The sequence below is a fragment of the Streptomyces sp. NPDC037410 genome (assembly GCF_055602235.1).
Genome location: NZ_JBVJWR010000017.1, coordinates 164375 through 186164, shown reverse-complemented (window position 1 = coordinate 186164; position 21790 = coordinate 164375). Strand labels below are relative to the sequence as shown.

The window sequence follows — 21790 nt, the reverse complement described above, 5'->3', positions numbered from 1 at the left end:
GCAAGTTTCATTTCCTATAGAAGACCTCCTTCGCTCTTTAGTCAATGGGAGTGGGTTTTACACTGGTGTTCGTGGACACCCCGAAGGAAGTACGCGAGCCGCACGCACGCGAGCCCGAGGCACGCGACCCCGACGTCTCCGCCGTCGCGGCACTCGACGAGCCGACCCGCAGGAGGCTGTACGACCACGTCGTGCGCGAGCCGGCCCCGGTGAGCCGGGACGAGGCCGCCGCCGCGCTCGGGCTCGCCCGCAAGACCGCCGCGTTCCACCTGGACCGGCTGGCCGACGAATCCCTGCTCGACGTCGTCTACGAGCGTCGCAGCGGACGCTCGGGGCCCGGTGCGGGACGCCCGGCGAAGCTCTACCGGCGCTCGGCGAAACAGGTCACCGTCAATCTTCCGGACCGCCGCTACGAGCTGGCGGGGCGGCTCCTCGCCCAGGCGGTGGAGGAGTCCGACGCGACGGGTGAGCCCGTACGGCGGGTGCTGCACCGCAAGGCCGAGGAGCTCGGCACGCAGCTGGGCGAGCAGAACCGGACCGACGTCTTCGAACTCCTGGAGCGGTACGGCTTCGAGCCGCACCGCGAGGACGCGGCGATCACCCTCGCCAACTGTCCCTTCCACGCGCTCGCCCAGGACCACACCGAGACGGTCTGCGGCATGAACCTGCACCTGCTGCGCGGTGTGCTCACGGGCATCGCGGAGACCGGGTTCGAGGCGTGCCTGGCCCCCGGCCCCGGGCGATGCTGCGTGCGGCTGCGGCCGGCCGCGGAGGAAACGCCGCAGCCGACCGCGGAGTAACCTCGGCGGCCGGCTGCGGAAGAACGACGACTACAGGGTGAGCGCGTCCTCGGCGTTGTCCATCCACGCGGTGACGGAGTTGTCCGGGGAGACGTTGAAACCGGGCGTCGAGGCCTTGAGCGGCACCTGCTCGAGGTCGGACTCGGTGTTCATGGTCATCGCGATCGAGGAGACCGTCTTGCTCGTGGCCCCCTTCAGGCCGCCCATGAGCCCCGCGTAGGCGGACTCGCCCGGGGCGAGCCGGATGGCGTCCTCGATGCCGGGGGCGGCGCCGTGCTCGTTCGCGTGCCCGTCCAGGCCGCCGAAGGTCACGATCGGGTGGTCGAGCACTCGGCACGGCTTGCCGGACTTGTTGGTGATCTTCAGCAGGTAGCTGCTGGTCGTGGCGTCGGCCAGACTCGCCGTGAACGTCACGTCGTACGTGCTGCACGGGAAGACGTCGTAGTCGGGATCGGTCGACGGCTTGGCCGTCTTGCCGGGCGCCGACGGCTTGACCGGCTTCGACGGCGTGCCGGGCGCCGACGGCTCCGCCGACTCGGCGGGCTTCGTGGGCGTCGGCTTCACCGGCGCGGACGGGGCGGTGGAGGCGGGGGGCGTCGCGCTCGGCGCACCGGCGCCGCCCGCGGCTCCGTCCTCGGAAGGCCCACAGGCGGTCAGGGCCAGCGCGGACACGGCGACCAGGACGGCGGCGGCTCTGCGAACGGAACTCATGGTGGTACTCCCCCCGATGGCAGCGCACGTGCTGCGCTGTGGTGGACACCAGCTTCGCGCGCGTGGTTCACGGTTCTGTGACGGAGTCTTTCCGAATTCACCACGGTTCGCCCCGGGGCCCTGCCCCCGCGGGGAAAACAGTTCGATCATCGATGCCCCCTCCCCCTAGGGACGGAGGCGTGGCAACGAAACTCAACCGAATCATCTCCACCGGGCCGTGGGTGGTCTTGGCCTCGGCCGTGGCGCGGCCGGAGAGGACTGCATGAGCCGCTGCTGCCGCGTCGATCGCGCGGGTGTTGCCGCGTCGGCGCCGTACGTCTCTATCCGGTTGGTCGACCTCGGTGACCGCGAGATCCTCGCTGAGCAGGTAGCGGGGGCCAGTGAGCCCTTTTCATCCTGAATAGCTGCAGGTCAGCAGGGTAACGGTCGGGCGGTCGCCGGAGACGGTGGCGTTCCTGCGGTCGACGGTGGAGGAGTTGAAGGCGAACGGCTTCCTCGCGGAGTCGCTGCGCCGCGCGGGCCAGGACCCGAACCTGGTGGCGGCGCCCTCAACCCATGTGACCCCCTGAACCGGATGGTCAACTTCCCTTATTTCCACTCATATTGACGCCTCCCGCACCTGATGGGACGCTCGTCGGCGGTATCGGCGCATTCGGCCGCCGGTGCCGCCGATGATCCCGAAGGAGAGGTTCCCGTGGTTTCTCCGGTCTTACCCGAAGGAACAGCATCCGAAGGAACAGCACCCCCCGCCAGACGGACCTTCCTCACCCGCTCGCTCGGCGTGGCCGCCGGTCTCGCCGGCGCCGTCGTGGCCGGCGGGGCGCTCGCCACCCCGGCCTCCGCCACCGCGTCCGGCACGTCCGGCATCCAGTCGACGCAGGACAACTGGCGCTTCTGCCAGAAGTGCTTCTCGATGTACTTCTGGGGCTACCCGACGGACGGCGTCTGCCCGGCGGGCGGAGCCCACTACGCCCAGGGGTTCAACTTCTGCCTCCCGCACGACATCGCGCCTTCGCCGACCCAGCAGGACAAGTGGCGCTTCTGCAACAAGTGCTTCGCGATGTTCTTCTGGGGCTACCCGGCCAACGGCGTGTGCGCGGCGGGCGGCGCACACTACGCCCAGGGGTTCAACTTCTGCCTCCCGCACGACATCGCGCCTTCGCCGACCCAGCAGGACAAGTGGCGCTTCTGCCAGAAGTGCTACTCCATGTACTACTGGGGCTACCCGACCGACGGCGCCTGCCCGGCGGGCGGAGCCCACTACGCCCAGGGCTACAACTTCGTGCTCACGCACTACTGATCCGGCCGCTCCGGCGGCGGTCCGTCGCCCGCCTCACGCTCCTCACGCTCCTCGGCGACGAACCGCCGCAGCGAACAGTGCGCCCCCACCCGGGCATCCAATATGGAGCCAGGGCACGGTCTCGGGAGCGGTGGCTGCGGGCGGTCGCGGTCGAGCTCGGAGGTCGGGCCGGCGGACGCCTGTGCCGCGCGATCAACGTACGGGCCGGACGCACCCGTCTGCTCGGACTGCTGGAGGCTCCGACGGTGCCGGCGAGGGCGCCACGGGTTCTCGGGGTGGACGAGTTCGCCTTCCGCAGGGGCAGGACCTACGGCACAGTGCTGGTGGACATCGAGGCCGGCCGCGTGGTGGACGCGCTGCCGGACCGCACCTCGGCGACCTTCGCCGCCTGGCTGCGCGAGCACCCGGGAGTAGAGGTCATCTGTCGGGACCGAGCCAGCGCCTACACCAAGGCGGTCAAGGAGGCCGCGCCGAACGCCATCGAGGTCGCGGAACGTTGGCATCTGCTGCAGAACCTGGCCACCGCAATCGAGAAGACCTGCCATCAGTACCGCTCCTGCGTGCGCAGACACACCGATCAGGAGGAACCGGCCCCCGAGCCCCCGGCGATCGATCTGCCCGCTCCCGAGCCGCCCCGGACCCCGATCGTCGAGGGCACCCGGGACCGCCACAGCGACGTCCACCGGCTGCTGGAGCAGGGGTGGACGATCAGCGCCATCGCACGGCCCATCACCCGGTGCCGTAGACCCTGCCGGACTCGTCCGGCAGGGTCTACGGGACGGGCACGCCCCGGTGGAAGGAGAACGCACGGCAACAACGGGAAACGGCCGGCTCCCTGCTCAGTCCGCTGCGGCCAGCGGGTGAGGCAGTCTGCTCAGTACAGCAGCGTACAGCCGTTGCGGGTGCAGAACTTCTCGGTCAGTGGGTTGACGTTCCCGTCGTACATTGCGATGTAGACCCCCTGGACGCCGCCGGGCAGCGCGATCTGCAGCGATCCACTGAAGGACTGGTTCGGCCCGCCCGCATACGCCCACGGGCTGCAGATGGCGCTGGTCGTCACGTTGCCGTTCTCTCCCCAGGCGCAGACCATGCGAGAGCCGCTCGCCGCGTGGACGACGCCGGACACGCTGGCGGAGTACCCGTCGGTGAAGTGGATCGTTCCGGAAGCGGTGCTGTTGCCGTAGATCAGGCTGAAGGGCCTGTCCACGCTGTTCACGGTGGCTTGCGCAGGGGCGGCGAAACCGATGGCCGCCATCACGGCCACAACCATCACCATCAGGGACTTGCGCACGACTCTTCCTCTCCGTCTGACGAGCATGGAGCGAACAGGAGCTTCCGCCATGCTAGTTGCGATGGCCGTGAACGCGTCAATATCGCCTCCGGGTGCGATGTTCCGCCTTCATGACAGGTTCCCAAGCCGGCGGTGCTGCCCGCGTCGGTGGCCCCGTCCACCCCTCCGCGCCCTTCGCTCCGCCGTCGAGGTACAGCAAGCCGTGGCGGATCTGCCGCCCTGCTGACGGTCCGGCAGATCCGCCGCCTGGCGCTCGCGCATGTTCAGGCGGTCGGCGCGGGCTTGGCCAGCGGGCGGGCACGTTCGTGCAGCTCGCGCGCGTGAGCGTTGCGCCGGTGCGGACGGATGGCGGCGAGCATCGCCCGGTAGCGGTCGTCGGCCCGGCCGGACTGGACGTGCGGGTAGTCGTCCAGGCGCTCGTCGACGGCCATGTACCCGGTCAGGTACAGGTGGTCGGCGGCCGCGGAGAGCATCGCCCGGCGGACCTCGTCGGAGGCGTCGGCCTTCAGGTACGGGGCGATGTTGTTGACCACGAAGGCAGCAGCCATCGGCCGGGCAGTCCGACCGCCGAACTGGTCGTCGAGCTCGCTGATCTGCTCGGTCAGCTGGATGACCGCGTCGACCTCGGCCATGCCGATCCGGGTGTGCGGGTCGGTCCTGATCCGCTCGAACCGCCCGAGGACGTCCTTGCCAAAGTGGCGGACGGTGACGCGGGCCTGCAGCTCGATGGTGCAGTCCTGCTCGTCGGCGCGGCGCTGATGCCGATCTCGAATTGTGGCTCTGCCCGGAGCTTCGTGAAATCCCAGGTCAGCAGCATGCATGCAGGATCGTTTCCCTGCGGGATCACCTGCGAGTGGTTCGCCGCTCGATCGAAGATTTCTGTTCCCCGGAGTCGATGTTGAACTGGAACGGCTGACCGCCGGCCCGGAGGTCGTGCTGGTGGAGGTGGCCGCGTGAGGCCCGCCAGCCCGTTGCCCGAGCTGCGGAAGCCGGGGAAGACGGAGGCACTCCTCCTACGGGCGAACGCCGGCCGAACGGCCGCTTGCCGGAAGGAGGCTGGCGATACGCCTGCGTGTGCGCCGCTTCTTCTGTGACCGCGCTCGGTGCCGACGGACGACCTTCGTCGAGCAGGTTCCCGGGCTGAGCGAGCGCCACGTGCGTTCCAGCGTCGGGCTGAAGCAGCCAAGAAGTCCCCGTCCGATTCGAGGATCGCACGGCCGCCATAAACGATGCCCGCAAGGAGAGGCAACGCCTTCCCCTGTGTCCCTGGACGCCGTCACCACGGAGGCGACCCTTCCCCAGGTTCAGGCCGGTGGATCTGCGATCCGGTACGGCATGAAGCTGCTGGTGTTCTGGTCGATGCGGAAGGGGTGGCCGAGGGGCGGGGCGGCGCGCTGGCGGGCAGTCGGGGCGTTCTCAGACGCGGCAGCCCATGCCGATCGGGGTGGCGGCCCCGCGCACCACCCCCGGTCGGACAGATGTCCGAAAGGCGTGCTGCCAAGGAGCGAGTGACCACGTGGCTATCGTGATGCCCTCCCGCAAGACCTCCGGAGCGGCCGTGAACGATGCAGAAGGACTCATGCAACGCCTGGCAACCGCCCCTTCTCCACCGTCCGAGGCCGGTCGCTCCCCCAAGCATCGTGCGCCCGTGTCAACGCTGCTCATCGGCACGGTCTCACTGCTGCTCGTCGCCGGGCTGGCCTGGTCGACGGGGATGGGCTCGTGGCTGCACCACCCCGCCTTCCGGGCCTGGCAGACGGTCTGCGTGGCGATCACCGTACAGGCCCTGCCGTTCCTCATCCTGGGGACGCTGATCTCGGGGGCGGTCAACGCGTTCGTACCCGCGCGCGCGTTCAGCAGAGCTCTTCCCCGGAACCCCGTGCTCGCGGTACCGGTGGCCAGCGTCGCGGGCATCGTGCTGCCCGGCTGCGAGTGCGCGTCCGTCCCCGTGGCGAGCAGTCTCATCCGGCGAGGAGTGGCACCCGCCGCGGCCTTCGCCTTCCTGCTGTCCGCGCCCGCCGTCAATCCGATCGTGCTCGTCGCGACCGCCGTTGCCTTCCCCCAGAGCCCGAAGATGGTCGCGGCACGGCTTATCGCGTCGCTGGCCACCTCAGCGGCCATGGGATGGCTGTGGCTGAAGGTCGGGCGGCCGGACTGGCTGCGCATGCCCACCCGACACCGTGGCCATGAGGACGGGCAGAGCCGCTGGGAGGAGTTCCGGCAGGGTTTTCAGCACGACTTCCTGCACGCGGGCGGATTCCTCGTCTTCGGAGCGATGGCGGCGGCCACTTTCAACGTCACCGTGCCGCGCTCCGTACTGGACACCTTCTCCGGATCGACCTGGCTGTCGGTGGTGTTCCTCGCCGTCCTGGCCATCGCGCTCGCCGTCTGCTCGGAGGCCGACGCCTTCGTCGCCGCGTCGCTGACGGGCTTCTCCCCCACCGCTCGACTCGCCTTCATGGTCATCGGCCCCATGGTCGACCTCAAACTCATCGCCCTGCAGGCCGGCACGTTCGGCCGCGCCTTCGCCCTGCGCTTCTCCGCCGCCACGGCCGTGGTGGCCGTTGTGTGCAGCGCCGTCACCGGGTGGTGGCTTCTGTGAACCGCGGCCGCCAGTCGATGCTCCTTCTCGTCGCCGGAATCGCGGTGCTGCGCATCTCGCTGTTCAGCGGCCTCTATCTGCGCTACGTCAAGGAAGGGCTCCAGCCGCTCCTCATCGTCTCCGGAGCCATCCTGGTCATTACGGGCCTGGTCGGCGGCCTGCGCGACGTGCTTCCCTCCGCCAGGTGGTCACGCTCGCGTCGTACGGCCCCATGTGCCACCACCGAAGACGATCACGGGCATGACCACGGGCACAGCCACGCCCACGGTCCACGCGTCGCCTGGCTCCTCGCGCTGCCCGTGCTGGCTCTGCTGCTCTTCCCGCCACCGGCTCTCGGCTCCTACAGCGCCGCACGCGACAACCCGGTGACCGTCGAAGAGATCTCCCGCTTCGACCCGCTCCCAGCTTCGGATCCGGTCCCCCTGTCCCTGACCGAGTTCATCACCCGCGCCCAACAGGACCGAAAGGAAAGCCTCAAGGGACGAACCGTGGTCATGGAGGGCTTCGTCACCCCCGGCCCGCACGGCACCTGGTCGCTGACCCGCCTGCTCATGTCGTGCTGTGCGGCCGACTCACAGTCCCTGAAGATCGCCGTGTACGGCACCGAGGCACCACCCGCGGACACCTGGGTGAGAGTGACGGGCACCTGGCACCCGTCCGGCACCCTTGGAACCCCCGGCGCGGCACTGGCCGTGGACGCTGCCACCCGCGAACGGATCCCCGAGCCTCCGGTCCCGTATCGGGACCGGGCGCCGAAAGCACCCTGATGCCATGCCCGGCGCGTACGGGCGCGGCCTGCTGCGCCCCGAAGGCTGACGGAAGACCGAACCGCCGGCCGTCCGTCCGGCCGACGGTGCCGTGCGGGAGGGCGTCTACAGCCACGCCCGGAACGCGGACACGACCGCGTGTTCCCCGGCGGATACGACGCGCGGCCGCCGCCACGGCGGCCGCCTGCTGTCTGATCCCGCCGAGCGCCTGCAGTTCACCCGACGACTCCGACGGCGCTCCACCGCGATCCACCCCGCGCGGCGCACAAGACATCAACGCCCGGCCGACGTCCGAGCTACGGGACGGCGGCGAACTCCGGGTCCCCGTGGACGCGTTGCCGACCAACTACAACCCGATCCAGGTCAACGGCGCCCGGGTGGTCACCTGGCAGCTCGCGGGGCCGATCCTGCCGCGCGCCTGCGACGACGGCGCCGACGGTCAACCCGCCCCGAACCGTTCCTACTTCGCGTCGGCCGACCTGACCTCGACCTCGCTGCAGCTCATCACGGCGGGGCCGTTCGCCGCCGAGCGGATCGACAGACCGGGAAGACGATCACGCTCCGGCGCAACCCGTCCTGGTGGGCGCACACGCCGCCCCTGGACCGGATCCTGCTGCGGGTGCTCGACCCGGCCGCACGCGCCGACGCTCGCCACCCAGGTCGACCCCGACTTCCAGCACGGACCCGAGGCCCCCCTGAAACCCCCACCCAGCGCATGAACAGAACCACAGAGCAGGACAGCCTTTCATTACGCTCGACCAGCCGCCCGCACGAAACGGGCCTGTGGTCCCAGGCCGGCCCCGTGGCCCGCTTCGAGCCCTCCGCCGCCCGTGACACCGACAGCCCGGCCGGCCAGGAGCTGGTCTTCATCGGCACGACTCGTGGCGCGGGCCCAGGAGAGCAGCTACCTCACCGGGATCCAGAACGGCACCCGGTCGATGGAACCTGGACCGTGCCGGCCGCGTCCTAGCGTCGATCGGGCTGCTCCGTACGGGAGGACGTCGGATGCGCGGGCATGTAGGTGTGGTTCTCACTGTCCTGCTGGTCACGGCCGGTTGTGGTGCGAAGAACACGGTGGATCAGGTGCCAGGGGCGGCAGGGGCGGGATCCTCGTCATCGGCCGGTTGCGTGAACAGCAGCGAGGTGGTCGTCACGACGGCCGACAACGGTCATCGGGTCTGCCTGGACCTGCACGGCACGGTCCGGGTGTCGCTGCCGGGATCCGCCGACACGCCGGTGATCGTGACGGGGAAGGCGCTTGCCGCCGTTCCGGATCACGTCTTCCGAGGCGAGTCGGCCGGTCAGGCGGTCCTCACGTCCGCGGTCCGGAACTGTCCCGCGTCGGCCGCGCCGGGCGCGATGAGCTGTACGGCGATCTCGCGCTGGCAGGTCACCGTGGTCGTCGGCTGAACCGCCCTGGGAGGCGCCCCGCGGACGGACGGGCCCGGACCGATGCCTTCGGTCCGGGCCCGTCGTTCACGGAGCGGTCAGCTGATGTCGAGCGCCGTGTCGTCGATCACGAACGAGGTCTGGAGGCTGGAGTCCTCGGTTCCGGTGAACTTGAGGGTCACCGTCTGTCCCGCGTACGAGGACAGGTCGAAGGTCTTCTGCACGTAGCCGGTGTTCTTGTCGAGGTTGGAGTACGAGGCCAGGGTCGTGGAGTTGGCCTGCACCGTCAGCTTGTCGTAGGCGGTGGCGGTGGTCGACTCCGCGGTGTCGATGTGCAGGTAGTAGCTGAGCGTGGCGTGGCAGCCCGCCGGGATGGTCACCGACTGGGAGAGCGAGTCGGTGTGCGTGGAGCCGTAGCCGTTCAGCCAGGCCTTCCAGGAGCCGGAGTGCGCCGCCTCCCCGCTGCCGCTGTCGACCACGCCCGCGGAGGCGGTCCAGGGACTGGCGCTGCCGGTCTCGAAGCCGGGGTTGCCGAGCAACTGGTTGGCGGTGCAGCCGCCGCCGACCGGGGTGACGGTCCAGGTGAACGATGTGGCGCCGCTCGCGTTGGTGGTGTCCTTGGCGGTCACCGTCACGTTATAGGTGCCGGCGGTGGTCGGCGTGCCGCTGATCAGGCCGGTGGAGGTGTTGATCGACAGACCGGGCGGGAGTCCGGTGGCGCTGTACGTGAGGGTCTGCCCGCTCGCCGAGTCGGTGGCCTGGATCTGCAGGGAGGCGGCCGTGTTGACGGTGGTGGACCGGCTGCCGGGGTTGGTCACCGTGACGGTGTTGCCTCCGGTGGAGCCGCCCGCGAAGGCTGCCGTGCCGTTGGGGGTGCCGAGACCGGTCGGGCCGTCGTAGCCGGACTTGGCGGTGCAGAGATAGCTGCTGCCGCAGGAGCCGTTGGCGCCGCTGGTCACATCGTTGAGCGAAGTGGTGTGGGCGTACGGGTAGGACGACGGGTAGGTGCCGGCGGCCGGGGTGCCCGCCAGGGCGTAGACGGAGGCGATGATCGGCGCCGAGGCGCTGGTGCCGCCATAGACGTTCCAGCCGCTGGCCTGGTAGCTGTCGTAGACGGCGAGGCCGGTGGCCGGGTCGGCTACGGCCGAGACGTCGGAGACGGTGCGCTTGGCGCAGCCGCTGTCACTCTGCCAGGAGGGCTTGGTGGTGTAGGCGGAGCAGCCGGAGCCCGCGCCGTTGCCGCCCGCGCTGGTGCCCCAGACCGATTCGGACCAGCCGCGGGTGGTGCCGCTCGCACGGGTCAGTGAGGTGCCCCCGACCGAGGTGACGTACTGGGAGGCCGCCGGGTACTCGACCCCGTAGCCGCTGTCGCCGGAGCTGACGGTGATCGCGACGCCCGGGTGGTTGAAGTAGGAGGCGTCGGAGCTGGGGTCGGTGGAGTCCTCGCCGCCGCCGTAGCTGTTGGACACGAATTTGGCGCCCATGGTCACGGCGCGGTTGACGGCGGCGCCCAGGTCCGCCATGGACGGCTGGTTCGCCTCGACGAGCAGGATGTGGCACTGCGGGCAGACCGCGCTGACCATGTCGACGTCGAGGGAGATCTCGCCGGCCCAACCTGAGTCGGCCGTCGGGTAGTTGGTGCCGCCGTTCTGGTCGACCTTCTTGAAGCAGCCGTTGGCGGTGGTGCAGGCCGGCAGACCGTACTGGGAGCGGTACGTCGCCAGGTCGGACTCGGCGTTCGGGTCGTCGTACGCGTCGATGATGGCGACCGTCGCACCGGCACCGGCGGAAGCCGAGAGGGCGTACGCGCCTTGCAGGTCAGCGGGTCCGTAGCCGGAGGGAAGCAGGTTCGGCGCGAGGCTGATGTGCTGCTGGACGTCGGTGCGGGCGAGCGCATGGCAGGCCATGTAGCCGGGCTTCGTCGGCTCCGAGCAGAGCCGCTGGGTGTGCGCGGCCGTGACGCCTGAGGCGCCGGTGGGGGCGGACGAGGCGACGGACGGGGAGGCGGCTGCCAGCATGCCGCCCGATATCAGGGCCACCGCGGAGAGTATGGCGGTGGCGCCGCTACGGGTCAGCCGTCTGGCTCGTTGGGACATGGTCGATTGCAATGAACGGCCCTCCATGGGGGGTTGACTCCCCGCGACGCGGAACAGTTGCAGCTTGACGCGTCCATGACATGTCAGACGGCGACGTCGACGCGGGATGGTGGGTGGCACGGGTTCACTGGTGCAATTGCCACCACGTGCAGTGGTGGCCACTGCAGAACGTAGTGACGAACGAGCCCAAGGGAATACCCTCTGAGGGCAAAGGATTTCTTTCGGTAAGTGATCTCCGGGTATACCTTGTGCTGCCATGGAGTTGGATGACAGCGCGGTCAACGACCTTGTCGCACTGGGGTTGTCCCGTTACGAGGCACGGGTCTACCTCACCTTGGTCAGGCGCGAGTCCTTCACAGCCGCGGAGGTGGCTCGCGCCGCAGACGTCCCCCGCCAGCGCGTGTACGACGTACTGGACGCGCTCGTCCGTCGACGCCTCACCATTCTGCGTCCCGGACGGGTGGCCACCTTCTCCGCCGTGGCCCCCGAGTTGGCTCTCACCAGCCTGATGAACCTTCAAAGGGAGTCACTGGCACGGCTGAACGAGGTGTCGACGGTGCTCGCCGCCGCCTTGACGCCGATCTGGTCCGATGGACAGACACACACCGACCCCTTGGACTACATCGAGGTACTGCGCGACCCCAAAGCGATCGCCGAACGCTTCGCGAGCATCCAGCGGCAGGCCACGCACGAACTCCTCAGCTTCTGCAAGCCGCCCTTCGTGGCGCCCGCGGCCAACAACGAGGGCATCAAGGCCGTCCGCAGACTACGCCGGGCCGGCGGCACCGCCCGCGCCGTCTACACCCACGACGGGCTCGACGACACGGATGTCCTGGAGAACGTGCGCCGGTTCGGCGAGGCGGGCGAGGAAGCCCGATTCGCACCGGCGCTCCCACTGAAGCTGGTCATCGCCGACGCCTCACAGGTCCTGTGCGACATGCCCGACCCCGTGGCCGGCAGCCGTGCCACCACCGCGCTCTACATCGAACACCCGGCACTGGCCGCCTGCTTGAGGCTGGCTTTCGAGACGATGTGGAACCGGGCCGAGGCCGTCTCCGACCCACGCCAGCCCTGAAGCGTGTTGCAGAAGGTCGCCCTGGCAGACTTCCTGCACACCTCCGATCACCACCGCTGCCACACCGCGCTGGACGGACACCCGCCCATCAGCCGTGTCAACAACGCTGCGGGTCAATACACCTAGTGCAGCTCCGCATTGGTCCTGCGAGGGTCAGGTGGCCTTGAGCGGGGTGCCGTCGTATGTCCAGCGGAACGGTCTGGCTCCGTCGTTGTAGGTGATGGTGAAGTTGCGGATCTTGTCGGCGAGGTCGTCTCGAGAGGTGAACTCGCCTCGGCGGAGGAGACGGCGGGCGAGGATCGAGAAGAAGATCTCGATCTGGTTCAGCCATGAGGCGTGCTTGGGCGTGTAGTGGACGGTGAACCGGGGATGGGCCGCCAGCCATGCCCGGGTGGCCTTCGCGACATGGGACGAGCCGTTGTCGAGAACGAGGTGGAGGGCAAGGGCGGGGTCGATGCTCCGGTCCAGCAGCCGCAGGAAGTCGACGAAGGCGGCGGAGTTGTTGCGGTCGATGTCCTCGACGAGGACCTGGCCGGTGTGCACGTCGAGGGCGGCGACGACGGAGGCGGTGCCGTGGCGGCGGTATTCGAACTCTCGCTGTTCGGGATGGCCTGGTGTTGCCGGCCGGGTGGGATGGCGTCGGGAGCGGGCCTGCATGGCGGTCTTCTCGTCCACGCTGAGGACCATCGATCCTTCGGGCCGGCTCAGGCAGAGGGCACACACTTCGGCGGCCCTGGTGTGGAAGTCGGGGTCGGCGGGGCGGGTGAGCCAGCCGCGGACCAGGTGTGGTTCGAGGTCCAGGCAGGCCAGGATCCTGCCGACCCGCGAGGGGGAGATCCCTTGTCCGGCAAGGGAGTCGGCGATGGACCTGTGGGTCCAGTGGCTGTCGGTGTCGGGCCTGGCGGAGGTCACCGTGGCCACGATGGCCAGGTGGACCTCGGGCCCGTAGCGGCGTGGGCGGCCGGGCCGCAAGCGGTCGTCCAACGCGGTCAGGCCCTCGTGGTGGAACCGCTTGCGCCAGCGCCGGACGGTGGCGACGTGCAACCCGTGGTGGCGGGCGATGACGGTGTTCGGGACACCCTCGGCCGCCGCCAGCGCGACCCGGGCTCGTTGGATGCCCCGGAGCGGAGCGGTGCGCGAGTGGGCCAACCGCTCCAAGGTCGCTCGCTCGTCCTCGTCCCAGACCACCGTGAACGGGCTGTGCACCGGCATCTCCCCACCCCTGGACTCGACATCGCGCCGGTCATTGTCACGCGGGCGAGTGGGCCGCCGGCCAACGCCCATGCGCTGGCCGGTGCCGCTGGCAGGATGACGGCCATGTCGAACACCAGGCGTGTGAAGCCGCCCACCCGTTCCCGAACTACCTCGGGTACGTCCGTCCACACCATCAAGGTCACCCTGGCCGGCTCCCGGCCTCCGATCTGGCGCCGCCTGCAGGTGCCGTCGGCCACCGATCTGCGGCGGCTGCACGATCTGATCCAGGCTGCGTTCGGGTGGGAGGAGTACCACATGTGGGTCTTCGAGACCGGGCGGGAGCGGTACGGGGTCAGCGACCGGGACCTGGGGATTCGTAGCGCGGCAGCGATGCGGCTCGACCAAGTCGCCCCCGGCAATGGCGTGCGGTTCGGCTACACCTACGACTTCGGCGACAACTGGGAGCACGACATCCTCGTCGAGGCCGTCAATGATGCCGAACCCGGTATCGCCTACCCGCGCTGCCTTACCGGCCGGCGCGCAGGCCCGCCCGAAGACTGCGGCGGGATCTGGGGATACGAGGATCTCGTCGAGATCCTCGCCGACCCCGGCCACGAAGAACACGAAGAACGCCTCGAATGGCTCGGCCTCGACTCGGCCGACCAGTTCGACCCCGCCGCATTCGACTCGGCAGAGATCAACACCGCTCTGGCCGACTACACGACCGTACTGGTTCCAGACTGAAACCCGGCCTACCCCGAACGATCGCCCCGGCCACCTCCGGGGCGATCAAGACCCTCGCAGGACCAATGCGGCGCTGCACTAGAGGGTGCCGTCAGCCGGCCGACTGTCGGACCGCACGCACCCCGTCCTCGTACTCGCCGTCGAGTCGGCCGACGTCTGGCGGGTGGCGGGCATCGGGGCTGTACTCGTCGCTGTCGACCTGGCTCTGCGCTCCGATCGCCCCCCCGGGCAGCGGGGCTCTCCAGTGGATCTGGCTGCCGTCAGCGGCTGGAGTACGGCAGCAGGGCCATCTCGCGGGCGTTCTTGACGGCGGTGGCGAGGGCCCGCTGCTGCTGGGCGGTCACGCGGGTGACGCGCCTGCTGCGGATCTTGCCGCGGTCGGAGATGAACTTCCGCAGCAGGTCGGTGTCCTTGTAGTCGATGTACGTGATCCCGGCGGCGTCGAGCGGGTTGGGGCGGGGCTTGGCAGGCTTGCAGGGGTCGGGGCGTCGGGCCATGAGGCGTCTCCTTGCGTGAACGGTTCGGTTTACGGGGCGGTGGTCAGGCGGCGTCGAGGAGGGAGTCGAAGGCGGCGGGCAGGTCCTTCCATGCCTCGCGCCCGGACGCGTACTCGGCGTCCGTCAGGAGGCAGGAGTCGAGGAGTCGTTCGAGGCCGTCCCGGTCGAGGCCGGGTGAGGTGAAGACGAGGTACTGGCAGCAGTCGCCGTGGTCCGGGTCCCAGTCGAGGGCAGCGGCCGCGCGACGCACGGGCGGGACCATCTCCCAGGCGGCGTCGGGCAGTGACGCCAGCCAGGGGCCGGCACTCTCCACGCACAGCGCTCCGCCGGCGGCGTCCCAGGCGAGCAGGGTGTCGGGGCGGTCGGCCAGCCAGAACCGGCCCCGGCTGCGGGCGGCCGCACAACACAGGTCCTCAAGGGCCTCGTAGAGCCGCTCCGGATGGAACGGCCGCCGGCGGTGCCAGACGAACGTGCTGACACCGGATTCCTCGGCGTCTTGGGGCAGCAGCGCGCACGCGGGGTGCTGGGCCGCCGCGGCGGCCTCGACGTCGAAGCCGGCGAGGGCGGCCCGGGCGAGTTCGACGGAGGCCGCCGGGATGCGACGTGCGGTGGGGTTCAGCTGGGCGAGGAGGGCGCGGTCCTCGTCGTCGGCCTCGTCGCTGTCGACAAGGGCAAGGACAGGCGCGTACTCCAGCTGGCGGGCCCAGGTGTCGCTTACCGTCCGCTGGTCGGTGGGGGCGGCGGCGAGGCCCGCTTCGGCCAGGTCGTCGCCATTGCCGAGGTAGGGCAGGACGAGCGCGGGGTCCACGGCGGTGATCACACTCGTCACGACGAGGCGGTCGCCGCCGTGTGCGGCGATGACCTCGGCCATCGCCTTCGGCTCCACGGAGTCCCACAGTTCCACGACGGCGAGCCGGGTCAACCCGCTGTCCGCCAGACGCTCCAGTTCCGGGACGAGGTCCTCGCGGAGGGCGCAGCAGGCGCAGTCGTTGACCAGGGGCGTCTCGCCTTGGGCGAGGGTGCCGGAGGCGTCGCGGATCTGGCGGATCACGGTGCCGTCCGGCGCCCCGGCGAGGTCGTGGTGCAGGGCCACGCTGCCCGGCACCGTGTTCATGAGGCGTTCGACGACCTCTTTGCGGGCGTCGGAGTGGAGTCCGGCGACGATCGCGACGGGGAGCTGGTGATCGTGGTGCATCAGCGGGCTCCATAGCGGCGCTCGAAGCGTTCGACGCGGCCGGCGGTGTCGAGGACGCGCTGTGTGCCGGTGTAGAAGGGGTGGCTCGCGGAGGAGATCTCCACGTCGACGACGGGGTAGGTGGTGCCGTCCTCCCAGTCGATCGTCTTGTCGGAGCTCATCGTCGAGCGGGTGAGGAAAGCGGTACCGGAGGCGGTGTCGCGGAAGACGACGGGTCCGTAGGCGGGGTGGATTCCGGGCTTCATGGCAGGACCTTTCGGGTGGTCGTGGTGGGGTCAGCGCTCTTCGCGGAAGTCGACGTGCCGGCCGGCGACGGTGTCGTACTTGCGCAGCACGAGGCGGTCGGGGTCGTTGCGACGGTTCTTGCGGGTGACGTAGGTGAAGCCGGTGCCGGCGGTGGAGCGGAGCTTGATGACCGGGCGGATCTCGTTGCGTGCCATGAGGCTAGTATATGACAACGGTTTTCATTACCGATAACTGGCCCCAACGAGAGAGGCAGCACCACCCATGTCCGCCCACTGCCAACTGACCGGCGCCAAGCCGGGATTCGGCAACTCCATCTCCCACTCGCACCGGCGCACCTCCCGCCGCTTCGACCCGAACATCCAGCACAAGCGCTACTGGCTGCCCAGCGAGGGTCGCCACGTCCGCCTCACCCTGAGCACCAAGGCGATCAAGACGGTGGACACGATCGGCATCGAGGCCGCCGTGGCCCGCATCCGCGCACGGGGAGGAAAGGTCTGATGGCGAAGAAGAGCAAGATCGCGCAGAACGAGAAGCGCAAGGAGATCGTCGAGCGGTACGCCGCCCGGCGGGCAGGGCTCAAGGAGATCATCAGGCGCCCGTCCTCCACCGCGACCGAACGGGACGCCGCCCTCGCGGAGCTCCGCCGCCAACCGCGTGACGCGAGCGCCACCCGCGTACGCAACCGCGACAGCGTCGACGGCCGCCCCCGCGGCTACCTGCGCAAGTTCGGCCTCTCCCGAGTCCGCACGCGACAGCAGGCACACGCCGGGTTCCTGCCCGGCCTGACCAAGTCGTCCTGGTAGCAGCCGAGACACCGTATCCGTACGCGTGCGGCACCTCAACGGCACACAGGAGGCCGGAAGGGGCCGCACGCGTACGCACTGGAACCCGGACGTTCACAGCGGCCCGCCCCACACACACGCTCCGGTAACCAGACCCGACCCGACGTCCGAAACCCTGCATCGCACCACCTCGGCCCGATCCCGACGCGGACCCCGGGGGGAACGTCTCCTCCGCGGCGACCGGCGACCCGACCGTGGCGCAGCAGGATCGACGGCCACGCCTGTCAGGCCGTCTCCGCCCAGCGCCGGACCCTCGCCTGCCGTTTCTGGCACGACTGGCACGGCGAGCGGCGCAACGAGATCAGGTTCACCGGCGCGGGCCTCGACGTCGACCACATCAAGGAGGCGCTGGACGGGGCGCTGCTCACCGATGCCGAACTGTCGCTCGGCCGGGCGGGGCTGGATCGCCTGGACCGACCCTCTCCTCAGCCACATAGAGGAGCACTGACACCCACCCCCCCCGGACGGACCGAGGCCAAATTAATAATGGGTCCCATTTTCATATAGCGTCTCGGCGTACCACCCACGAGACCGAGGAGTCCTCCCATGGCCGTTCCCAAGCGGAAGATGTCCCGCAGCAACACCCGCCACCGCCGCGCCCAGTGGAAGGCGACAACAGCGCAGCTCGTCCCCGTGACCGTGGACGGCTCGGTCCACCTCGTGCCCCAGCGTCTGGTGAAGGCGTACGAGCGCGGCCTCATCCACCCCGAGGGCTGATCGTGACGTCGTACGACCGCTTGCCGGTGACCGTTCTCTCCGGCTTCCTCGGCGCGGGGAAGACCACCCTGCTCAACCACGTACTCGGCAACCGCGAGGGCCTGCGGGTCGCCGTGATCGTCAACGACATGAGCGAGGTCAACATCGACGCCGCGCTCGTGCGCGGTGGCGAGGCGGCCCTGTCCCGCACCGAGGAGCGGCTGGTCGAGATGACCAACGGGTGCATCTGCTGCACCCTGCGCGACGACCTGCTGGAGGAGGTCGACCGGCTCGCACGCGAAGGCCGCTTCGACCACCTCCTGATCGAGTCCAGCGGCATCTCCGAACCCATGCCGGTCGCGGCCACGTTCTCCTTCCCCCGGGACGACGGGGCGACCCTCGGTGACCTCGCCCGTCTCGACACGATGGTGACCGTCGTGGACGCCGCCGGCTTCCTGCCGGAGCTCGACGGCGGCGACGAACTCGTCGCGCGCGGCCTCGCCCCGTACGAGGACGACGAGCGCACGGTGAGCGACCTCCTCATGGACCAGGTCGAGTTCGCGGACGTCATCGTCCTCAACAAGCTGGACCTGGTCGGCCCCGAGGAGGCCCGCCGGCTCCGGGCCACGCTCTCCCGGCTCAACCCCGAGGCCCGGATCGTCCCCGCCGTCCGCGGCCAGGTGCCCCTGGAACAGGTCCTGGGCACGGGCCTGTTCGACGTCGAACGCGCCCAGCAGGCGCCCGGCTGGGTGAAGGAGCTCAACGGCGACCACGTGCCCGAGACCGAGGAGTACGGGATCTCGTCCCTGGTCTTCCGCTCCGGCCTGCCCTTCCACCCGCGCCGGCTGTGGACCTTCGTCACCAAGGGGCTCGACAGCGGCACGTTCGGGCGGATCCTGCGCTCCAAGGGATTCTTCCGGCTCGCCAGCCGACCCCGGGTGACCGGCCTGTGGTCGCAGGCGGGCGCGGTAGCCCGGTTCGAACCCTCGGGCGCCCGCGGCCCGGAGACCACCCAGGGCCAGGAACTGGTCTTCATCGGCACCGGTCTGCGCACCGAAGCCCTGCGCGCGGCCCTCAACTCCTGCCTCATGGCCCCGGGCGAGCCGGTCCCCGCCGACGACGACTTCCCCGCCTGGGAGACGTACGGAATCGAGGACGCCTGCGAGCACGAACACGCGGCCTGACATCCCAGGCCGGAAGGATCCGGGCCGGACGGTGGCCGCAGCCACGGCACCGTCCGGCCCGGTCCTGTTCCCACGCGGTTCGACGCCACTCGCACTCCGGCACGGGTGCCGACTGACGTGCACGCTCATCGGCAGGCGGCCGTCACGAGCGGCGGAGCCGGCTTCAGGGATATCAGCGGTCAGCCCGGTGGGCGGGTCGACCGGCGCCGCAGTCGTTGCAGTTGCCGGGCAACGGCCGGCCGACCACAAGCCCGATAGCGGTCGTCAGTGGCGCACCGTCCAGGACTGCCGGTCCTTGAGGGTCGCGGCGATCTCCGGGTCGCGCACGGCATCCGTGTGGTCGGTGACGACGACGGTGAGGCGGTGGCTGCGGACGTCCCGCGAGTCCAGGTGGAGCGCGGCGACGGGCACGGCGGTCCGGCCCGCCCGAGCGGCCAGCGGCTCGCCGTCGACGTACCACCGGATGTCGGGCTGCCGCTCGCCCACCAGCCGCGGCACCGCGACGCGCGCCGTGTCGAGCTGGCGCAGGGTGCGTTCGGTGGGGGTGACGGGGGTCGCGAGGGAGGCGTGGCGGTAGAAGCCGGCGATCATCGCTTCGCGGCCGGGGAGGCTGAAGGGCTTGCCGAGCACCCGCATGATCGAGGCGTCGGTCGGCCGGTCGAGGCCCGCCACGTAGTAGCCGCCGCCCTCGTACGCACCGACCGTGCCGCCGTCCGGAGAGGTCTCGCCGAGCCAGCGGTACCACTTGGTCCGCCGAGCGGCCATGGCGTCGGCGCTCAGGGTGGAGATGTTGGATTCGTCCGGCTCCTCGCCGGTGTACTGCTCGTAGCCGGGGTAGCCGGAGTAGAAGTACTCGTCGGCGAGCTTGCCGAGGGAGTGGCCGGTCTCGTGGATGGCGACCTGGCCGGACCTGTCGTTACGGGCGGCGGCGGTGGAGATGCCTTCGTAACCGAGCGTCTTGCTGGGCGTGTTGTAGCCGGCGCCGCCGTACTTGGTGCTGTTGGCGAGGACGATGACGAGATCCGCCTCGGGGGCCTTGGCGACGTACGAGTCGACCTTCTGCTCGTCGACGCAGAGCAGCCGCTCGACGTCCTCACACCAGAAGTACGAGCCGAGTGCGGTGTCCTTGACGATGTCGCGGCCCGGGTCGCCGGAGACGCCCGAGTCGTTCGAGACGGCGTCGACGGTCCAGACGTTGAAGAGGTTCTGATAGGTGGTGTACGGCTCGACGGCAGCCGCCTCGGCCCACTTCTGCATGGCGTCGGCGTGGAACTGTGCCTGTTCGGAGGCGGTGTAGCCGTCACCGACGATGACCACGTCGAGGCGGTCGGCGGTGGGGCCGTTGCCGATGACCTGGGTGACGTCCCCGTCGGCCCGGGTCTCGGCCGCGGAGAGCGGGGCGGAGGCACGGGCCCCGGGGCCGCCCTTGGCGGACGGCACCCAGGTGTAGCCGGAGCCGGCCTCGTGGTGGCCGTCTTCCCCGCTGGCGGCGTGTTCGTGGCCGGGTATCTCGACCTTGACCCGACCGGTCGTCTCCGGGCCGGGGCCCGCGGAAGCGGAGCCGGGGGCGACGGCGAGGACGGTCATGACGGCGGCGGCCACCGTGGCCGCCGCCATGGATATGCGTATGGACGGGCGCAACAGTCTCTCCCCGGAACAAGCGACTTAAGTATGTGTATCAACGCGCTTAACAAGACGCTTAACTTAGGGCCCTCCGTCAGTGCCGCACAATGCCCTTGCAGAGGGGAAACCGCAGGGAGAGGACCGCACCATGGACGAATCGGCTGTCATCGGGCAGCGCGTGCAGCGCCTGCGTACTGGACGAGGCCTGACGCAGCGGCAACTGGCCGAGCCCGCGTACACGGCCTCGTACATCTCCACACTGGAGGCCGGCAAGGTCCGTCCCTCCGAGACCGCCCTGCGCTTCCTGGCCGAGCGGCTCGGCACGACGTACGAGGAACTGGCCACCGGCCGTCCCGCCCGCCTCGCCACCGAGTTGCGCCTGGCCCTTACCGACGCCCGCCGTCTGCTCGCCACCGGCACCCTCGGCGAGGCGGCCGCCCGCTACCGGGAACTGCTCGCCGAGGCCGAGGAGCTCGACTTGGCGTCCGAGCGGGTCGAAGCACTCACCGGGCTCGGCGAATGCGCCCTGGAGAGTGGTGAACTGACCGCCGCCCGCGAGCACTTCGAGGCGGCGGAGCGGACCCTCGCCGCGGCCGGTGAGCCGCTCCCCCGCCGGGTCCGCGCCCTGCGCGGCCGGGCCGTCACACACCTTCTCGCCGGTGAACTGCGGTACGCCTGTTACGTCCTGGAGACCGCCATCGACGAACTGAACGCCCAGGGCCTGCACGATCCGGATGCCCTCGTACTGCTGTACGCCTCCTCCATCGGCCCGTACATGGACATGGGAGCGCACGCCCGCGCCGCCCAAGCCGCCGAACTCGCCCTGGCTCTGGCCCCGCAGGTCTCCGACCCGGCCCTCGTCGCCGGCATGCATCGCAGCGTGGCACGCACTCTGCTCGCCGAGGGGCGGATCGCCGAAGCCGACGCCTCACTCGCCAAGGCTCAGGACCTCTACCAGCAACTGCAGACCCGTACGGAGCTGGCCCACTGCCACTGGATGCGCGGCTATGTGCACGCCCAGAACGGCGACCTGGGCGACGCCGAGCGCGAGCTGCGCACCGCCCGCGAGATGCTCGCCGCCCGCAGCGCCGCCCTCTACACCGCACAGGTCGAGGTCGAACTGGCCGATGTGCTGCGCCGCCGGGGAAAGCGCGAGGAGGCGGTTGCCCTGCTGTCCCGGTTGCTGGAGCTCGGTACGGACCTCGGTGACGGACGCGGCGCGGTCCACGCCGCGGGCGCCCACCGGCTGCTGGGGCTGATCGCCGAGGAGGAGGGCGCGGACGAGCGCGCCGAGGAGCACTACGTCATGGCACTCGCCCTGCTGGAGCGCAGCGGGGCGGCGGGCGATCTGGCCGATCTGTGCCGGCTGCTGGGCGATCTGCTGCGGCGTACGGGCCGTACGGAGGCCGCGCTCGACGCGTACCGCACCGGCCTCGGCCACCGAGCGGCGCCGGGCACCACCACCCTGGGCCCCGCGCCCACGGCACCGCCCTTCCGCGACTCCTGGTGAACCGGTGAACACGGCCACGCTTCGCGCT

At 70.1% G+C, this 21790-nt stretch carries 24 protein-coding genes and 5 pseudogenes; 18 read left to right on the top strand and 11 right to left on the bottom strand.

Annotation, left to right across the window (positions count from 1 at the left end; translation table 11 throughout):
- Nucleotides 1-65: 65 nt before the first annotated feature.
- A complete protein-coding gene (locus ACZ7HT_RS26775) occupies nucleotides 66-800 on the top strand; it encodes a helix-turn-helix transcriptional regulator (protein WP_471170650.1) in 735 nt (244 codons plus the stop codon).
- Nucleotides 801-830: 30 nt separating this feature from the next.
- Here ACZ7HT_RS26775 and ACZ7HT_RS26770 read toward each other — a convergent pair whose 3' ends face one another.
- Nucleotides 831-1511 carry a DUF4232 domain-containing protein gene (locus tag ACZ7HT_RS26770; protein WP_471170635.1) on the bottom strand — a complete coding sequence of 227 codons (681 nt, stop codon included), beginning with the start codon at nucleotides 1509-1511 and terminating at the stop codon, nucleotides 831-833.
- 446 nt (nucleotides 1512-1957) lie between these two features.
- Here ACZ7HT_RS26770 and ACZ7HT_RS26765 point away from each other — a divergent pair, with 446 nt between their 5' ends.
- From ACZ7HT_RS26765 to ACZ7HT_RS26755, 3 genes are all read left to right on the top strand, one after another.
- Nucleotides 1958-2080, top strand: coding sequence for a hypothetical protein (locus ACZ7HT_RS26765; RefSeq protein WP_471170634.1), 123 nt, complete (start codon nucleotides 1958-1960; stop codon nucleotides 2078-2080).
- A gap of 125 nt (nucleotides 2081-2205) precedes the next feature.
- Complete coding sequence (locus tag ACZ7HT_RS26760; RefSeq protein WP_471170632.1) at nucleotides 2206-2811, top strand: hypothetical protein; 606 nt, start codon at nucleotides 2206-2208, stop codon at nucleotides 2809-2811.
- Nucleotides 2812-3086: 275 nt separating this feature from the next.
- Nucleotides 3087-3767, top strand: a complete 681-nt coding sequence (locus ACZ7HT_RS26755) for an ISL3 family transposase (RefSeq protein ID WP_471170630.1) — start codon at nucleotides 3087-3089, stop codon at nucleotides 3765-3767.
- Here the strand turns inward: ACZ7HT_RS26755 and ACZ7HT_RS26750 are convergent.
- Nucleotides 3686-4102, bottom strand: a complete 417-nt coding sequence (locus ACZ7HT_RS26750) for a hypothetical protein (protein ID WP_471170628.1) — start codon at nucleotides 4100-4102, stop codon at nucleotides 3686-3688. The two genes, ACZ7HT_RS26755 and ACZ7HT_RS26750, sit on opposite strands and share 82 nt — an antisense overlap.
- Before the next feature lie 410 nt (nucleotides 4103-4512).
- Nucleotides 4513-4830, bottom strand: a pseudogene (locus ACZ7HT_RS26745) (hypothetical protein); the annotation flags it as partial.
- Between the two features lie 247 nt (nucleotides 4831-5077).
- Between ACZ7HT_RS26745 and ACZ7HT_RS26740 the strand changes: the two are divergent.
- Nucleotides 5078-5185 (top strand): annotated as a pseudogene (locus ACZ7HT_RS26740) (hypothetical protein); the annotation flags it as partial.
- Nucleotides 5186-5406: 221 nt separating this feature from the next.
- On the opposite strand, the pseudogene ACZ7HT_RS26735 reads toward ACZ7HT_RS26740, so the two are convergent.
- A pseudogene (locus tag ACZ7HT_RS26735) lies at nucleotides 5407-5554 on the bottom strand (short-chain fatty acyl-CoA regulator family protein); the annotation flags it as partial.
- A 262-nt stretch (nucleotides 5555-5816) separates the two neighbouring features.
- Here ACZ7HT_RS26735 and ACZ7HT_RS26730 point away from each other — a divergent pair.
- From ACZ7HT_RS26730 to ACZ7HT_RS26710, 5 genes and pseudogenes are all read left to right on the top strand, one after another.
- Entirely contained in the window at nucleotides 5817-6704 is an 888-nt protein-coding gene (locus tag ACZ7HT_RS26730) for a permease (protein ID WP_471170649.1), read from the top strand.
- On the top strand, nucleotides 6701-7471 hold the full coding sequence (locus ACZ7HT_RS26725; protein ID WP_471170626.1) for a TIGR03943 family putative permease subunit: 771 nt from the start codon (nucleotides 6701-6703) through the stop codon (nucleotides 7469-7471). Before ACZ7HT_RS26730 ends, ACZ7HT_RS26725 begins: the two co-directional genes overlap by 4 nt.
- 326 nt (nucleotides 7472-7797) lie before the next feature.
- A complete protein-coding gene (locus ACZ7HT_RS26720) occupies nucleotides 7798-8190 on the top strand; it encodes a hypothetical protein (protein WP_471170624.1) in 393 nt (130 codons plus the stop codon).
- A gap of 41 nt (nucleotides 8191-8231) precedes the next feature.
- Nucleotides 8232-8441: pseudogene (locus ACZ7HT_RS26715) on the top strand (hypothetical protein); the annotation flags it as partial.
- 158 nt (nucleotides 8442-8599) lie between these two features.
- Nucleotides 8600-8881, top strand: coding sequence for a hypothetical protein (locus tag ACZ7HT_RS26710; RefSeq protein ID WP_471170622.1), 282 nt, complete (start codon nucleotides 8600-8602; stop codon nucleotides 8879-8881).
- Between the two features lie 77 nt (nucleotides 8882-8958).
- Here the strand turns inward: ACZ7HT_RS26710 and ACZ7HT_RS26705 are convergent, their stop codons facing one another.
- On the bottom strand, nucleotides 8959-10956 hold the full coding sequence (locus ACZ7HT_RS26705) for a putative Ig domain-containing protein (RefSeq protein WP_471170620.1): 1998 nt from the start codon (nucleotides 10954-10956) through the stop codon (nucleotides 8959-8961).
- A gap of 256 nt (nucleotides 10957-11212) precedes the next feature.
- On the opposite strand from ACZ7HT_RS26705, the gene ACZ7HT_RS26700 reads away from it, so the two are divergent.
- Nucleotides 11213-12031, top strand: coding sequence for a TrmB family transcriptional regulator (locus ACZ7HT_RS26700; RefSeq protein WP_471170618.1), 819 nt, complete (start codon nucleotides 11213-11215; stop codon nucleotides 12029-12031).
- An 18-nt stretch (nucleotides 12032-12049) separates the two neighbouring features.
- A pseudogene (locus ACZ7HT_RS26695) lies at nucleotides 12050-12157 on the top strand (IS481 family transposase); the annotation flags it as partial.
- Nucleotides 12158-12184: 27 nt separating this feature from the next.
- On the opposite strand, the gene ACZ7HT_RS26690 reads toward ACZ7HT_RS26695, so the two are convergent.
- Nucleotides 12185-13243: an IS630 family transposase gene (locus ACZ7HT_RS26690; protein ID WP_471170616.1), complete on the bottom strand. Its 1059-nt coding sequence runs from the start codon at nucleotides 13241-13243 to the stop codon at nucleotides 12185-12187.
- 123 nt (nucleotides 13244-13366) lie between these two features.
- On the opposite strand from ACZ7HT_RS26690, the gene ACZ7HT_RS26685 reads away from it, so the two are divergent.
- Nucleotides 13367-13969 carry a plasmid pRiA4b ORF-3 family protein gene (locus ACZ7HT_RS26685; protein WP_471170614.1) on the top strand — a complete coding sequence of 201 codons (603 nt, stop codon included), beginning with the start codon at nucleotides 13367-13369 and terminating at the stop codon, nucleotides 13967-13969.
- A gap of 260 nt (nucleotides 13970-14229) precedes the next feature.
- Here the strand turns inward: ACZ7HT_RS26685 and rpsR are convergent, their stop codons facing one another.
- The 4 genes from rpsR to rpmG are packed head-to-tail and all read right to left on the bottom strand — an operon-like array spanning nucleotide 14230 to nucleotide 16101.
- Entirely contained in the window at nucleotides 14230-14466 is a 237-nt protein-coding gene (gene rpsR / locus ACZ7HT_RS26680) for a 30S ribosomal protein S18 (protein WP_471170612.1), read from the bottom strand.
- A 43-nt stretch (nucleotides 14467-14509) separates the two neighbouring features.
- Nucleotides 14510-15661 (bottom strand): CobW family GTP-binding protein, encoded by a 1152-nt coding sequence (locus ACZ7HT_RS26675; RefSeq protein ID WP_471170610.1) that lies wholly within the window; start codon nucleotides 15659-15661, stop codon nucleotides 14510-14512.
- Nucleotides 15661-15906 carry a type B 50S ribosomal protein L31 gene (locus ACZ7HT_RS26670; protein WP_471170609.1) on the bottom strand — a complete coding sequence of 82 codons (246 nt, stop codon included), beginning with the start codon at nucleotides 15904-15906 and terminating at the stop codon, nucleotides 15661-15663. The genes ACZ7HT_RS26675 and ACZ7HT_RS26670 overlap by 1 nt, the downstream gene beginning before the upstream one ends.
- 30 nt (nucleotides 15907-15936) lie before the next feature.
- Nucleotides 15937-16101, bottom strand: coding sequence for a 50S ribosomal protein L33 (gene rpmG, locus ACZ7HT_RS26665; protein ID WP_471170607.1), 165 nt, complete (start codon nucleotides 16099-16101; stop codon nucleotides 15937-15939).
- Between the two features lie 67 nt (nucleotides 16102-16168).
- Here rpmG and rpmB point away from each other — a divergent pair, with 67 nt between their 5' ends.
- From rpmB to ACZ7HT_RS26645, 4 genes are all read left to right on the top strand, one after another.
- Nucleotides 16169-16405, top strand: a complete 237-nt coding sequence (rpmB, locus tag ACZ7HT_RS26660; protein ID WP_471170606.1) for a 50S ribosomal protein L28 — start codon at nucleotides 16169-16171, stop codon at nucleotides 16403-16405.
- Complete coding sequence (rpsN, locus tag ACZ7HT_RS26655) at nucleotides 16405-16710, top strand: 30S ribosomal protein S14 (protein ID WP_471170604.1); 306 nt, start codon at nucleotides 16405-16407, stop codon at nucleotides 16708-16710. Before rpmB ends, rpsN begins: the two co-directional genes overlap by 1 nt.
- Nucleotides 16711-17295: 585 nt before the next feature.
- Nucleotides 17296-17466 (top strand): 50S ribosomal protein L32, encoded by a 171-nt coding sequence (gene rpmF / locus ACZ7HT_RS26650; RefSeq protein ID WP_471170602.1) that lies wholly within the window; start codon nucleotides 17296-17298, stop codon nucleotides 17464-17466.
- A 2-nt stretch (nucleotides 17467-17468) separates the two neighbouring features.
- Nucleotides 17469-18629, top strand: a complete 1161-nt coding sequence (locus tag ACZ7HT_RS26645; RefSeq protein ID WP_471170600.1) for a GTP-binding protein — start codon at nucleotides 17469-17471, stop codon at nucleotides 18627-18629.
- Between the two features lie 264 nt (nucleotides 18630-18893).
- Here ACZ7HT_RS26645 and ACZ7HT_RS26640 read toward each other — a convergent pair whose 3' ends face one another.
- Entirely contained in the window at nucleotides 18894-20270 is a 1377-nt protein-coding gene (locus tag ACZ7HT_RS26640; protein WP_471170598.1) for a M64 family metallopeptidase, read from the bottom strand.
- Between the two features lie 130 nt (nucleotides 20271-20400).
- Here ACZ7HT_RS26640 and ACZ7HT_RS26635 point away from each other — a divergent pair, with 130 nt between their 5' ends.
- Nucleotides 20401-21762: a helix-turn-helix domain-containing protein gene (locus ACZ7HT_RS26635; RefSeq protein ID WP_471170596.1), complete on the top strand. Its 1362-nt coding sequence runs from the start codon at nucleotides 20401-20403 to the stop codon at nucleotides 21760-21762.
- Nucleotides 21763-21790 lie beyond the last annotated feature (28 nt).

Bases quoted from the DNA above. Each gene is read 5' to 3' on its own strand.
- ACZ7HT_RS26770 (WP_471170635.1), bottom strand. From the start codon at position 1,511: ATGAGTTCCGTTCGCAGAGCCGCCGCCGTCCTGGTCGCCGTGTCCGCG.
- ACZ7HT_RS26730 (WP_471170649.1), top strand. From the start codon at position 5,817: ATGGGCTCGTGGCTGCACCACCCCGCCTTCCGGGCCTGGCAGACGGTC.
- ACZ7HT_RS26705 (WP_471170620.1), bottom strand. From the start codon at position 10,956: ATGTCCCAACGAGCCAGACGGCTGACCCGTAGCGGCGCCACCGCCATA.
- ACZ7HT_RS26700 (WP_471170618.1), top strand. From the start codon at position 11,213: ATGGAGTTGGATGACAGCGCGGTCAACGACCTTGTCGCACTGGGGTTG.
- ACZ7HT_RS26690 (WP_471170616.1), bottom strand. From the start codon at position 13,243: ATGCCGGTGCACAGCCCGTTCACGGTGGTCTGGGACGAGGACGAGCGA.
- rpsR (WP_471170612.1), bottom strand. From the start codon at position 14,466: ATGGCCCGACGCCCCGACCCCTGCAAGCCTGCCAAGCCCCGCCCCAAC.
- ACZ7HT_RS26675 (WP_471170610.1), bottom strand. From the start codon at position 15,661: ATGCACCACGATCACCAGCTCCCCGTCGCGATCGTCGCCGGACTCCAC.
- ACZ7HT_RS26670 (WP_471170609.1), bottom strand. From the start codon at position 15,906: ATGAAGCCCGGAATCCACCCCGCCTACGGACCCGTCGTCTTCCGCGAC.
- rpmG (WP_471170607.1), bottom strand. From the start codon at position 16,101: ATGGCACGCAACGAGATCCGCCCGGTCATCAAGCTCCGCTCCACCGCC.
- rpmB (WP_471170606.1), top strand. From the start codon at position 16,169: ATGTCCGCCCACTGCCAACTGACCGGCGCCAAGCCGGGATTCGGCAAC.
- rpsN (WP_471170604.1), top strand. From the start codon at position 16,405: ATGGCGAAGAAGAGCAAGATCGCGCAGAACGAGAAGCGCAAGGAGATC.
- rpmF (WP_471170602.1), top strand. From the start codon at position 17,296: ATGGCCGTTCCCAAGCGGAAGATGTCCCGCAGCAACACCCGCCACCGC.
- ACZ7HT_RS26635 (WP_471170596.1), top strand. From the start codon at position 20,401: ATGGACGAATCGGCTGTCATCGGGCAGCGCGTGCAGCGCCTGCGTACT.